This is a genomic window from Actinoplanes aureus (assembly GCF_015704865.1).
GTDB lineage: Bacteria > Actinomycetota > Actinomycetes > Mycobacteriales > Micromonosporaceae > Actinoplanes > Actinoplanes aureus.
The window spans coordinates 28,624-41,187 of the sequence record NZ_JADQTO010000001.1 but is presented as its reverse complement, the minus strand read 5'-3'; the positions used below and the strand labels follow the sequence as shown (position 1 = coordinate 41,187).

The window sequence follows — 12,564 nt, the reverse complement described above, 5'->3', positions numbered from 1 at the left end:
CACTGCCCGGCGGGTTCACTGAACCTAGGGCAGGGTCAGGATCTCGTAGCCGTCGTCGGTCACCACGAGGGTGTGCTCGAACTGGGCGGTCCACCTGCGGTCCTTGGTGACGACCGTCCAGCCGTCCTTCCAGATCTCGTACTCGTGGGTGCCGAGCGTGATCATCGGCTCGATGGTGAACGTCATGCCGGGCTCCATGACGGTGTCCAGCCGCGGGTTGTCGTAGTGCGGGACGTACAGGCCGGAGTGGAAGGTCTCGCCGATGCCGTGGCCGGTGAAGTCGCGGACCACGCCGTAGCCGAACCGCCGCGCGTACGCCTCGATGACCCGGCCGATCGCGTTGATCGGGCGGCCCGGCGCCACCGCGCGGATGCCGCGCATCATCGCCTCGTGGGTCCGCTCGACGAGCAGGCGGGCCTCCTCGCTCACCTCGCCCACGCAGAAGGTGGCGTCGGTGTCGCCGTGCACCCCGTTCAGGTACGCCGTCACGTCGACGTTGATGATGTCGCCGTCCTCCAGCACGGTGGAGTCCGGGATGCCGTGGCAGATCACCTCGTTGAGCGACGTGCAGCAGGATTTCGGGAAGCCCTTGTAGCCGAGCGTCGACGGGTACGCCCCGTGGTCGAGCAGGAACTCGTGCACCACCCGGTCGATCTCGTCGGTGGTCACGCCGGGCTTGCAGTGCTCGCCGGCCAGCTGGGTGGCCTGCGCCGCGAGCCGGCCCGCGATCCGCATCTTCTCGATGATCTCGGGGGTCTGCACGTGCGAACCGCGCCATTCGCGGGGACGTTTCTTACCCACGTACTCCGGGCGGACGATCTGAGCCGGGACCGGTCGCCAAGGCGTCTGCTTTCCCGGAACGAGGGGGGCACGTACGGACATGAGCACAGCCTATCCGGCCGCACGGCCTGTCCTTGCCGCCCTCACAGCGCTGTGAAATCGTGTGTTCGTGGATCAAGAGGGCCTCGAGCCGAACTTCTCGGCGACCGGCGAGGTGGACGGTGGCCGGGTCACCGTGACGGTGACCGGCGAGGTCGACATGGCCTCGGCGGACACCCTGTACCGGACCGCCACCCCGGAACGGGCCCGGGCCGCCACACTCGACCTGCGCGCGGTGACGTTCTTCGACTCGGCCGCCATCCACACCCTGATCCGGCTGGCCGAGCGCTACCCGGGCACGCTCGAGGTCATCCCGTCGGCTCGGGTCCGCCGGATCCTGGACATCTCCGGGCTGGGCGAGCAGCCCTGGCTCAGGCCGGCCTGACAGCCGTCAGCGGCCGCCGCAGGGTGACCGCTGTTCCGTCCGGCGAGCGGTGCACCGACAGCTCGGTGAGCGCCCCGATCAGGGCCAGCCCGCGGCCGCGGAAACCGGCGTCGCCGGCCGGCCGCCAGTGGCCGGTGTCGCGGATCGTCACCAGCACCGCGTCGTCGGCGAGCGACGCCTCAACGGTGATCATCGGCTCGGCCGGGTCGATCGGATGCTCGATGGCGTTCGCCGCCGCCTCGGAGACCGCCACCACCAGGTCGAAACCGTCCGCCTCGGGGACACCGTGCGCGGTCAGGAAGTCCTCCAGGCGGCGGCGCAGCACGGTGAGCCGGCCGGGCTCGGCGGGCAGCCGCAACTGGAACTCCCGCGGTTCGGTCACCTCGAGCGCCACCATGGCGATGTCGTCGCGGCGGGTGGACCGGGTGGCCTTCACCAGCAGCGCCTCCAGCAGATCGTCGATGTGCTCGGTGGGCACGGCAGCGTCCACGATCAGCTCGGCGAGCCCGCTGTCGATGTCCTGCCGCCGGTCCTCGATCAGGCCGTCGGTGTAGAGCAGCAGCCGGCTGCCGGCGGACAGGTACGTCTCCCGGGTCGGGTAGATCACGTCGCCGAGCGCCCCGATCGGCGGGCCGAGCGCCGCCCCGTACAGGAAGGCGCCGGCCTGGCCCGGGTCGACCCGCACCGGTGGCGGGTGGCCGGCCGAGGAGTAACGCAGCCGCCTGGTCCGCGGATCGAAGGCGACACAGAGGACGGTCGCGAACTGCCTCCGGCCCAGCGTGTCCACCAGCCGGTTCAGGCGGGACAGCGAGGCGCCGCAGTCGAAGCCCTCCAGGACGTACGCCCGCAGCGCGTTGCGCAACTGGCCCATCCCGGCGGCGGCCTGCACCCCCTTGCCGACCACGTCGCCGATGACCAGGAACAACTCGTCGTCCGGGCTGGCGATGACGTCGTACCAGTCGCCGCCGACGCGGGCCTCGCTGCTGCCCGGCACGTACCGGTTGGCCACGATGGCGCCCGGCACCCGGGGCAGTGACTGCGGCAGCAGGCTGTGCTGGAGGGTGGTGGCGATCCGGTGCTCGGTCTCGTACAGGCGGGCGTTCGCCAGCCGCAGGCCGACCAGCCGGGCGAGCTGGGTGAGCACCGCCGGGTCGGCCGGGTTGTCCCCGCTGTTCCAGACCCGCAGCTCGCCGAGGTGCGGCCCGGCGGTGTCCGGGAGCGGCAGCACCACGTCCGGCTCGGCGGAGGCGGCGGCGGCGCCGTCCCGCTCGGCGCGAGCCTCCGGCACGGTGATCACCACCCGGCCGGCCGAGGTCATGGCGAGTACGTGCCGGGCCGCGACGTCGAGCACCTCGGCCGTGCTGGACACCGTGTTGAGGGCCACCGCCGCGTCGACGAGCGCCCGCAAGCGGCTGACGATGTCCCGGCGGAGCTTGCCCAGCTCCAGGTTGGCCCGGACGCGGGCCAGCAACTCCCGGGCGGAGAACGGCTTGGTCAGGTAGTCGTCCGCGCCGGCGGCGAGGCCCTCGACCGCGGCCTCCTCGCCGGCCCGGGCGGAGAGCACCACGATCGGCACGTCCCGGGTACGCCCGTCGGCGCGCAACGCGGCGATCAGGCCGAAGCCGTCCAGCCGGGGCATCATCACATCGGTCAGCACCAGGTCGAACGGGTGCTCGCGAGCCGCCTCCAGGGCATTCACGCCGTCCGCGGCGGTGACCACGTCCCAGTGCGGGCGCAGCAACCGGGAGACGTGCTCGCGCAGGTCGGCGTTGTCGTCGGCGAGCAGGATCCGGCCGCCGGAGCGGTTCCGCACCGGGTCGGGCAGGGCCGGACCGTCGCCGGCCCACCAGGTGGCCTCGTCGACCCAGAGGCGGGGTTCCACCGAGTCGGCGGCCACCGGGTCGTCGCTGATCCGCTCCGGCGGCAGATGGGCCGTCCCGAACGGGATCCGGACCCGGAACTCGCTGCCCCGGCCGGGTGCACTGTGCACCTCGACCGAGCCGCCGTGCAGCTCGGCGAGCTCGCGGACGAGGGCCAGGCCGATGCCGGTCCCCTCATGGCTGCGGGCCCAGGCATTGGTGACCCGGTGGAAGCGGTCGAAGAGGAGCGCCTGCTCGGCCTCGGCGATGCCGACGCCGGTGTCGCGTACGGACACGACCGCGTGCCCGCCCTCGGCCCGGACCCGCACCTCGATGCCGCCGTCCCGGGTGAACTTGACGGCGTTGGAGAGCAGGTTGAAGACGATCTTCTCCCAGAGCTCGTGGTCGACGTGTACCGGCTGGTCCAGCGCGGGCGCGTCGACGGTGAGGCGGAGACCGGCGCGCTCGGTGGCGGGCCGGAACGAGACGGCCAGCCGGGCGGTGTGTGCCGCCAGATCGGTCGGGCGGTACACCGCCTGCATCCGGCCGGACTCCATCCGGGAGAAGTCCAGCACCGTGTTGACCAGCTTCAGCAGGCGCAGGCCGTTGCGGTGGACGGGTGTCAGCCGGTCGCGCAGCGGCCCCGGCGTGGCCGGGTCCTCGAGCACGTCCTCCACCGGTCCGAGGATCAGCGTCAGCGGGGTACGGAACTCGTGGCTGATGTTGGAGAAGAAGTTGGTCTTGGCCTGGTCCAGGGCGGCCAGTTCAGCGGCCCGTGCGCGCTCCTGCTCGTACGCCCGCGCGTTCGCCACCGCCCGGGAGATCTGGGCCGCCGCCAGATCGAGGAAGTCCCGGTAGGCGCCCTCCAGCTCGAGGTAGCGGCTGACCCCGAGGACCAGTGCGCCCACCGTGTCGGCGCCCACCCCGATCGGCAGCACCAACGCCTCGTCGGCGGCGGACGGCGCCGGCTCGGCCACCATCTCCCGCAGAGCGATCCGTCCGGGCCGTCCGCTCTCGATCACCGCCCGGATCGCCGGATGCGTGACGTCGTCCAGGATCAGGGCGGCGAAGGGTACGTCCGCCGCGTTCTCCCCGAGCACGGCCGCGGCCTCGGCGGCCAGAGCGGCCTCGCCGGGCGAGTCGGCGAGGCGGCGTCCGAGGGCGCTGAGCGTACGCACCCGGCGCTCACCCAGCACCCGGCCGGTGGTGTCGCTGACGATGCAGAACACCCCGCCCGCCCGGCCGGTCTCGTCCCGGATCGGGTCGTACGAGATGTCGAAGTACGCCTCCTCGAGGAACCCGTGCCGCTGCAGGAGAAAGAAATGGTCGGCGGCGTAGTACGACCGGTCTCCGGCGATCACCCCGTCGAAGAGCTCGCGCAGCAGATCCCAGGTCTCCGCCCACAGCTCGCTGCCCGGCCGCCCGAGATAGCCGGGATGCTTGCCGCCCAGCGCGGCGATGTACGCGTCGTTGTAGAGCGCCGTGTACTCCGGCCCCCAGAAAACGACGATCTGCGCCCGTGAGGCCAGCATGGTGACGACCGCGTCGACGAGCTCGGCCGGCCAGGTCGACGGCTCACCGACCGGGGAAGCGGACCAGTCCAGTGCGGACATCCGCGCGCCCATCTCGCCGCCGCGCTCGAAGGCGATGCGCAGCCGGCTCGGCAGGGCACCCATCCATGCCTCCCACGGATCTTCGCCGGCCCGAAGCACCAGGCCCGGTGGCACGGTAGCACCGCTGTACGGATCGTCGCTGGTCAGCATCGGCGGAGATCGACGCGGCGCGGTCAGGCGGCCGTGACCGCTTGGGCCCGGCTGGCCGCCTCGATCAGCGCGGCGAACGACCGCAGATCGGGCGTGCGTTCCGGGTGCCACTGCACACCCATCGCGAAAGCCCGCCCGGGACGCTCGATGATCTCCACGACCCGGTCGTCCGGGCACCAGCCGACCGCCACGAACTCGCCCGGATCGGCGACCGCCTGGTGGTGAAAGGAGTTCACCGTCAGGCATCGGCCGAAGTAGTGGTGCGCCCGGCTGTCCTCGTCGACAACCACGTCGTGCCGGCCGTAGTCGGCGGCGTCGGCGGCGAGCGGGTCGGTCCCGCTCGCGGCCCGGTGCCGCTCGTGACCGATCACCTCCGGCAGGTGCTGGTGCAGGGATCCGCCGGTGGCGACCGCCATCACCTGCATGCCCCGGCAGACACCCAGGACCGGCAGCTCGGCGTCGAGCGCGGCGCGCATCAGCAACAGCTCGGCGGTGTCGCGTGCCTTGTCCGGCTCGGTCGCCGGGTGCGGCGTCGCGCCGTAGTTGGCCGGGTCGACGTCGCCCCCGCCGGTGAAGACCACACCGTCCAGAGAGTCGAGCACGTCGGTGCCGGGATCGTCCGGCGTGATCAGTACGGCTCGGCCACCGGTGGCGTGTACCGCCTTCACGTACGTCATCGGGAGCACCCCGGCCATCAGATCATGCTGGCCGTACTGCACGTGTTCGGCGTACGCGGTGAGGCCGATCAGCGGTCTGCGCATGCGGCCGGGTCCTCCTTGTCTCCGGTTGCCGCCGCGACCAGGGCTCCGAAGAGCCGCCGATCCCGGCTCACCTCGGGATGCCATTGGACGCCGAGCACGAACCGCCGGTCCGGATCCTCGATCGCCTCGGGGACGCCGTCCACGGCTCGCCCGGTGACGGTCAGCGAGCCGGCGTCAGCGACACCCTGGTGGTGGAAGCAGTGGATGGTGGCGTCGTCGCCCAGCAGCGCGGCGATCCGGCTGCCGGGGACGAAGGTGGCGGACTGTTCGCTGTACACGCCCGGGGCGAGGCGGTGCTTCTCGTGACCGATTATGTCGGGCAGGTGCTGATGCAGCGTGCCGCCGGCCGCCACGGCCAGCAGCTGCATGCCCCGGCAGACGCCGAGGATCGGCAGATCCCGGTCCAGGGCCGCGCGGAGCAGTACCAGCTCCGCCGCGTCCCGCTCCGGGTGCGCGACGGTGAGCGGTTCGGGGTCGGCGCCGTACCGCGCCGGGTCCACGTCCGGGCCGCCGGCCAGAAGCAGACCGTCCAGCCGGCCGAGCACGTCGGCGTCCAGGTCGTCGGGGGGCAGCAGCACCGCCCGCCCTCCGGCCAGGCGGACCGACTCGACGTAGTCGTGCGGCACCAGCGCTGAGGGCAGGTCGCGCCAGACGCCCCACGTCGCGGGCAACACGTATGTGGTTATGCCGATGATCGGACGCATTGCACCACCGTTTTCACAGGCGCGCGGCGCCGGTGAACCGGCGCCGCGTGACGGGCCCTTCTGTCCCACCTACACGGGGATCAGACCCGTGCGAGCGGGGATTCGACCCCTACGCCTCTTGCGAGCTGGGCGTATGAGATCCCTTCCCACGGTAACCGGTGCCGAAACATCACAGCGGTGTTACGTATGCGCCGGTGATGCCGCCGTCGACGACGAACTGGGACGCGGTCATGAACGAAGCGTCGTCGCTCGCCAGGAACGCCACCGCGGCGGCGATCTCCGCCGGCTCGGCGAACCGGCCCATCGGCACATGGACCAGCCGGCGGGCGGCTCGCTCCGGGTCCTTGGCGAACAGCTCCATGAGCAGTGGGGTGGCCACCGGTCCGGGGCAGAGCGCGTTGATCCGGATGCCCTCGCGGGCGAACTGGACGCCGAGCTCGCGGGTCATCGCCAGCACGCCGCCCTTGCTGGCGGTGTAGGCGATCTGCGAGGTGGCGGCGCCGAGCAGGGCGACGAACGACGCGGTGTTGATGATCGAGCCCTTGCCCTGCCGCTGCATGTGCGGGATCGCGTACTTGCAGCAGAAGAAGACCGAGGTCGTGTTGACCTTGAGCACGCGTTCCCAGGCGTCGATCCCGGTCACCAGGATCGAGTCGTCGTCGGGCGGGGAGATGCCGGCGTTGTTGAACGCGATGTCGAGCCGGCCGTGCCGCTCGACCACACCGTCGAAGAGGGCCTTGACCTGCTCCTCGTCGCTGACGTCGCAGGCCACGAACTCACCGCCGACCTCCTCGGCGACCGCCTTACCCGCTTTATCCGAAATATCGACGCAAACTACGAAGGCGCCCTCTGCCGCGAATCGCCGCGCCGTGGCCAGCCCGATCCCGCTGCCGGCGCCCGTGATGACGGCGACCCGGTCCTGTAGACGCTCCACTCAATCCCCCATCGAGAAAAACACGTTCTTCACATCGGTGAACGACAACAGCGCGTCCGGCCCCAGCTCGCGGCCCAGCCCGGACTGCTTCATCCCGCCGAACGGTGTCCAGTAGCGGACCGAGGAGTTGCTGTTCACGCTGAGCGCCCCGGTCTCCACCGCCCGCGACACCCGCAGCGCCCGGCCCACGTCCCGGGTCCACAGCGAGCCGGACAACCCGTATTCGGTGTCGTTGGCCAGCCGGATGGCGTCGGCCTCGTCCCGGAACGGCAGCACCGAGACGACCGGCCCGAAGATCTCCTCGCGCCAGTGCCGGTCGGTGGCCGAGTGCGCGAGCAGCACGGTCGGCGGGAACCACCAGCCGCCGCCGGACGGGGCCGAGCCGCGAAACGCCACGTCAGCGCCGTCCAGATAGCCGGCCACCGACGAACGCTGTCCAGAAGAGATCAGCGGGCCCATCTCCGCCGACTCGTCCGCGGGATCGAGCACCCGGAACGCCCGCACGGCCGGCTCCAGCAGGGCGAGGAACTTGTCGTACACCGAATCCTGGACCAGCAGCCGGGACCGCGCGCAGCAGTCCTGGCCGGCGTTGTCGAAGACGGCGCCCGGCGCGGCCGCGGCGGCGGCCTCCAGGTCGGCGTCCGCGAAGACGATGTTGGCGCTCTTCCCGCCCAGCTCCAGGGTCACCCGCTTCACCTGCTCGGCGCAGCCCGCCATGATCGACTTACCGACCTCGGTGGAACCGGTGAAGCAGACCTTGCGCACCGCCGGATGGGTGACGAAACGCTGCCCGACCACGCTGCCCTTGCCGGGCAGCACCTGGAACACGCCCGGCGGCAGACCGGCCTCCAGAGCCAGTTCGCCCAGGCGGATCGCGGTCAGCGGAGTGAGCTCGGCGGGCTTGAGCACGACCGTGTTGCCGGCCGCCAGCGCCGGGGCGAAACCCCAGCCGGCGATCGGCATCGGGAAGTTCCACGGCACGATGATCCCGACCACGCCGAGCGGCTCGTGGAACGTCACGTCGACACCGCCGGCCACCGGAATCTGCCGGCCGATCAGCCGCTCCGGCGCGCCGGCGTAGTAGTCCAGGACGTCCCGGACGTTGCCCGCCTCCCAGCGCGCGTTGCCGATGGTGTGACCCGCGTTGCGTACCTCGAGCTGCGCGAGCTCCTCGATGTGCTGATCCACCACCGCCGCGAAGCGGCGCAACAGCCGCGCCCGATCCCCGGGCGCCACCTGGCGCCACCCGGCGAAGGCTTGCGACGCACGCTCGATCGCCGCATCGGTCTCTTCCAAACCCAGCGACGGTACGGTCGTGAAGCGCTCGCCATTCGCCGGATTGATGACGTCCGTCCTGCTCATGGCGTCACCATAGGTCACAGTCGCTCGAATCCACGGCGCAACTCCCAGTCGGTGATCGCGGCGTCGTAGGCGGCCAGCTCGACCCGGGCCATGTTGGCGTAGTGCGCCACCACGTCCGACCCGAACGCCGCCTCCGCGACCGTGCTGCCCGTCCACAACTCGGCCGCGTCGCGCAGCGTGCCCGGCACCCGCTCGGCCGACTCGTCCAGGTACGCGTTCCCGGTGACCTCCTCCTCCAGCGTCAGATCGTTCTCGATCCCGTGCAGCGCGCCGGCGATCAGCCCCGCGATCGCCAGGTACGGGTTGACGTCCCCACCCGGCACCCGGTTCTCCACCCGCATCCCCTCGCCGTGCCCGGCGATCCGCAGCGCACAGGTCCGGTTGTCCACCCCCCAGCGCAGCGCGGTCGGCGCGAACGACCCCGGCTGGAACCGCTTGTACGAGTTGATGTTCGGCGCGAAGAGCAGGCTGAACTCCCGCATCGTGGCAAGCAGGCCGGCCAGCACCCGCTGTCCGGTGTCGCTCAGGTGGCCCGGACCGTCGCCGAGCATCGCCGACTTCCCGTCCCGCCCGCGCAGCGAGAAGTGGATGTGGCAGGAGTTGCCCTCCCGCTCGTTCGGTTTCGCCATGAAGGTGAGCGACATGCCCTCCTGAGCGGCGATCTCCTTCGCACCGTTCTTGTAGACGACGTGCTGGTCGGCGGCGGTGAGTGCGTCCGCGTACCGGAAAGCGATCTCGTGCTGGCCGAAATTGCACTCGCCCTTGGCGCTCTCCGGCAGCATGCCGGCGCCGTACATCTCGTTGCGGATCCGGCGCAGCAGCGGCTCCACCCGCGCGGTGCCGAGCAGCGAGTAGTCCACGTTGTACTGATTGGCCGGGACCAGGTCGTGGTAGTGCTTCTTGAACGCCTGCTCGTACGAGTCCCGAAAGAGGATGAACTCCAGCTCGGTGCCGGCGTACGCGGTCAGCCCGTGCGCCGCCAGCCGGTCCAGCTGGCGGCGCAGGATCTGCCGCGGTGAGGGTGGCACCGGCTGCCCGGCCGTGTCGGTGAGGTCGGCCAGGACCATCGCGGTGCCGGGATGCCACGGGACGCGGCGCAGCGTCGAGAAGTCCGGCTTCATGACGAAGTCGCCGTAACCGGTGGACCAGGAGGACATCTCGTACCCGTCGACGGTGTTCATGTCGACGTCCACGGCGAGCAGATAGTTGCAGCCCTCGCTCCCGCCGGACACCACCTCATCCATGAAATACCGCCCGTGCAGCCGCTTGCCCTGCAACCGGCCCTGCATGTCGGTCAGGGCCAGCAGCACGGTGTCGATGCTGCCGTTGTCAACGGATACGTCGAGTTCCTCGAGGTCCATGCATCCAGTCCTATCAGTCGTTGCCGGTCGGCATGGTCGGCTCGCCGTGCGCGGCCTTCTCGATCACGTTCTGCTTCGGCCCGGTGAACCACTTCCGGGCACTGGCGAACCACCAGATCGCGGCCGCGCCGAGCACGACCGCGACCGCGACGATCGTGTAGTTGAACGTCGAGGCGGTGATCGGGCTCGCCGTGGGCAGCACGAACAGCACGCAGATGACACCCACCCACCCGATCGCGATCCAGCCGACCGGCGCGCTCCACCGGCCCAGGTTCCACGGGCCCGGCACGAAGTCCGGGTTCAGCCGGCGCAGCAGGACCGGTCCGACATAGGCGATGTAGAGGCCGATCACCGCGATCGAGGTGGCGGCCAGGTACGCCGTGGTGTTCCAGAGCGACGGCAGCACCAGGAGCGTGGAGAGGCTGACGCAGAGCCAGATCGAGTTGGTCGGCGTACCGGTGCGGGGGTTGACCTTCTTCCAGATCCGCGAGCCGGGCAGCGCGTCGTCGCGGGCGAAGGCGTAGGACATCCGGGAGTTCGCGGTGACCGAGGCCATGCCGCAGAACCACTGCGCCACCATGCAGATGAGCAGCAGGAACGTACCGGTGTCGTGGCCCACCGCGTCGATGAAGATCTGCGCGGGCGGCAGCGCGAGCTCGCTGGTCCGGGCGCCCTCGTAGTCCTGGATGGACCAGGTGATCGCGAACAGCAGCACGAAGCCGGCGATCACCGAGACCACCACGGACATCACGATGCCGCGAGGCGCGGCGCGGGCGGCATCGTGGGTCTCCTCGGCGACGTGCGCGGACGCGTCGTAGCCGGTGTACGTGTACTGCGCCATCAGCAGGCCGATGAGCACCGCGTAGACGCTCGCCCCGGCGAAGGTGAACCCGGTGGCGTTGTGCACCTCGAAGAAGACCTCGGAGATCGGCTTGTGCTGGTCCGGCACGACGGCCAGAACACCCACGATCACCGCGACGCCGACCAGGTGCCACCAGGCGCTCACGTCGGAGAGCACCCGGACCAGGTTGACGCCGAACGTGTTCAGCAGGCCGTGCACCACGATGATGACCAGGAAGATCAGGAAGGTCCGGCCGGTGGTCACCTCCATGTCGAAGGCGAGGCTCAGGAACGCCGACGTGGTGATCGCGGCGCCGAAGTCGATCGCGGCGGTGACCGCGACCTCGCCGAGGAAGTTGAACCAGCCGATGAACCAGGCCCACGCGGCCTTGTTGCGTTTGGCCAGCGCCGCGGCCCACCAGTAGAGGGCGCCGGCCGTCGGATAGGCCGAACACACCTCGGCCATCGCCAGCGCCACGAAGGTCACCATGATGCCGACGAACAGCCAGCCGAGCGTGATGGCCATCGGGCCACCGGCGGTCATGGCGATCCCGTACGAGGTGATCGCACCGGCCAGGATGGAGATGATCGAGAAGGAGACCGCGAAGTTGGAGAAGCCGGAGAGCCGGCGGTGGAGTTCTTGTTTGTAACCGAGCTGGGCGAGTCGTTCTTCGTCGGTAGTGGAGGCGATGCCTGGATCAGCGCTCATCTGAGTGCTCCCTTGCCCGCAGGGTGTGTGACCTGAGCCATGCGATGCCGTGATGATCGCCCCGTGTTGTTACGGGCGTCAATGACAGCGGTTAATTGCGTTGCCCGGCCCCGGGGCCGGTGCGAGCCTGGAGGCAGGCCAGGGTTGCTCGGACAACCCTTCCGCGGCGGCGCGGGGCGCGGTCACCTCTCTCTTCAGCGCGTCCTCGCGCGCAAGCGCCCGCCCCGCGCCGCCGCCCTCAAGACATCGACGAATGAGAACGTTTCCGCAGCTCAGTCAGACTTTTCGGCTAAAAAATCTACAGCGGCGACTCTAGAAATCTGGCCTGTGGAGGCATACATTTGCTGTGTCGGCCACGGCCGGCACAGCAATTGGCACTGTCGGTGAGTTGGAGAAGGAGGACGAGATACCGCAGCAACGCGTAATCACGACGTCCCCGACCCGACAAGAGGTGATCGCAGCCGATGCCCATCACTCCGGTCGACTGCTAGCGGCACGCAGCCGGTCGACCACATGCGCCGACAGAGATCGGCACAAGAATTGAAAATCCAGGGCCCCGGTTACCCGCCGGGGCCCTGGACTATTTGCTAAGAAAGGGCCTATGAGCAGGGACGCACCCACCTACAGCATGGGCCGCGCCGCCGAGCTGATCGGCGTGACGCCGGCCTTCCTGCGCAGCCTGGACGACGCCGGGCTGATCGAACCGGGACGCTCCGGCGGTGGCCACCGCCGCTACTCCCGTCACCAGCTCGACCTCGCCACCCGCGTCCGGCAGCTGCTCGACGAAGGCTTCCCGCTCGCTGCCGCGTGCCGCGTCGTCACGCTGGAGGACCGGCTCGCCGCCGCGCACCAGCGGATCGCCGCGCTCGGCGGACGACTCGGGCCCGGCGAGGACGCCACCATCCCGACCCAGACCCGGCGCGATCTGGGCTCCCCCCGCTACTACTCGGCACCCAGCCCGGAGCGCTCGTCGGCACCCTGACCCGGCCTGGCCGCTCCGGGTGGCC

Annotated in this window: 10 protein-coding genes; 2 read left to right on the top strand and 8 right to left on the bottom strand. The window is 70.4% G+C overall.

Annotation, left to right across the window (positions count from 1 at the left end; all coding sequences use genetic code 11):
- Nucleotides 1-24: 24 nt before the first annotated feature.
- On the bottom strand, nucleotides 25-882 hold the full coding sequence (map, locus tag I4J89_RS00195) for a type I methionyl aminopeptidase (RefSeq protein WP_196411716.1): 858 nt from the start codon (nucleotides 880-882) through the stop codon (nucleotides 25-27).
- A gap of 67 nt (nucleotides 883-949) precedes the next feature.
- Between map and I4J89_RS00190 the strand changes: the two genes are divergently transcribed.
- Nucleotides 950-1,264, top strand: coding sequence for an STAS domain-containing protein (locus I4J89_RS00190; protein WP_196411715.1), 315 nt, complete (start codon nucleotides 950-952; stop codon nucleotides 1,262-1,264).
- Here the strand turns inward: I4J89_RS00190 and I4J89_RS00185 are convergent.
- The 7 genes from I4J89_RS00185 to I4J89_RS00155 all read right to left on the bottom strand — a co-directional run bounded on the left by I4J89_RS00185 (nucleotide 1,251) and on the right by I4J89_RS00155 (nucleotide 11,557).
- A complete protein-coding gene (locus tag I4J89_RS00185) occupies nucleotides 1,251-4,799 on the bottom strand; it encodes a SpoIIE family protein phosphatase (RefSeq protein ID WP_196412204.1) in 3,549 nt (1,182 codons plus the stop codon). The two genes, I4J89_RS00190 and I4J89_RS00185, sit on opposite strands and share 14 nt — an antisense overlap.
- Nucleotides 4,800-4,909: 110 nt before the next feature.
- A complete protein-coding gene (locus I4J89_RS00180; protein WP_196411714.1) occupies nucleotides 4,910-5,647 on the bottom strand; it encodes a gamma-glutamyl-gamma-aminobutyrate hydrolase family protein in 738 nt (245 codons plus the stop codon).
- Complete coding sequence (locus I4J89_RS00175) at nucleotides 5,632-6,351, bottom strand: gamma-glutamyl-gamma-aminobutyrate hydrolase family protein (RefSeq protein ID WP_196411713.1); 720 nt, start codon at nucleotides 6,349-6,351, stop codon at nucleotides 5,632-5,634. Before I4J89_RS00175 ends, I4J89_RS00180 begins: the two co-directional genes overlap by 16 nt.
- Before the next feature lie 169 nt (nucleotides 6,352-6,520).
- Nucleotides 6,521-7,285, bottom strand: a complete 765-nt coding sequence (locus tag I4J89_RS00170) for a 3-oxoacyl-ACP reductase (protein WP_196411712.1) — start codon at nucleotides 7,283-7,285, stop codon at nucleotides 6,521-6,523.
- Nucleotides 7,286-8,647: an aldehyde dehydrogenase family protein gene (locus tag I4J89_RS00165; protein ID WP_196411711.1), complete on the bottom strand. Its 1,362-nt coding sequence runs from the start codon at nucleotides 8,645-8,647 to the stop codon at nucleotides 7,286-7,288.
- A gap of 14 nt (nucleotides 8,648-8,661) precedes the next feature.
- Complete coding sequence (locus I4J89_RS00160) at nucleotides 8,662-10,008, bottom strand: glutamine synthetase family protein (protein ID WP_196411710.1); 1,347 nt, start codon at nucleotides 10,006-10,008, stop codon at nucleotides 8,662-8,664.
- 13 nt (nucleotides 10,009-10,021) lie between these two features.
- Nucleotides 10,022-11,557: an amino acid permease gene (locus I4J89_RS00155; RefSeq protein WP_196411709.1), complete on the bottom strand. Its 1,536-nt coding sequence runs from the start codon at nucleotides 11,555-11,557 to the stop codon at nucleotides 10,022-10,024.
- A gap of 601 nt (nucleotides 11,558-12,158) precedes the next feature.
- Here I4J89_RS00155 and I4J89_RS00150 point away from each other — a divergent pair.
- Nucleotides 12,159-12,539: a helix-turn-helix domain-containing protein gene (locus I4J89_RS00150; RefSeq protein ID WP_196411708.1), complete on the top strand. Its 381-nt coding sequence runs from the start codon at nucleotides 12,159-12,161 to the stop codon at nucleotides 12,537-12,539.
- Nucleotides 12,540-12,564: the final 25 nt, after the last annotated feature.

Excerpts from the sequence above, each read along its gene's own strand:
- map (WP_196411716.1), bottom strand. The coding sequence starts at position 882 with ATGTCCGTACGTGCCCCCCTCGTTCCGGGAAAGCAGACGCCTTGGCGA.
- I4J89_RS00185 (WP_196412204.1), bottom strand. The coding sequence starts at position 4,799 with ATGGGTGCCCTGCCGAGCCGGCTGCGCATCGCCTTCGAGCGCGGCGGC.
- I4J89_RS00180 (WP_196411714.1), bottom strand. The coding sequence starts at position 5,647 with ATGCGCAGACCGCTGATCGGCCTCACCGCGTACGCCGAACACGTGCAG.
- I4J89_RS00175 (WP_196411713.1), bottom strand. The coding sequence starts at position 6,351 with ATGCGTCCGATCATCGGCATAACCACATACGTGTTGCCCGCGACGTGG.
- I4J89_RS00165 (WP_196411711.1), bottom strand. The coding sequence starts at position 8,647 with ATGAGCAGGACGGACGTCATCAATCCGGCGAATGGCGAGCGCTTCACG.
- I4J89_RS00160 (WP_196411710.1), bottom strand. The coding sequence starts at position 10,008 with ATGGACCTCGAGGAACTCGACGTATCCGTTGACAACGGCAGCATCGAC.
- I4J89_RS00155 (WP_196411709.1), bottom strand. The coding sequence starts at position 11,557 with ATGAGCGCTGATCCAGGCATCGCCTCCACTACCGACGAAGAACGACTC.
- I4J89_RS00150 (WP_196411708.1), top strand. The coding sequence starts at position 12,159 with ATGAGCAGGGACGCACCCACCTACAGCATGGGCCGCGCCGCCGAGCTG.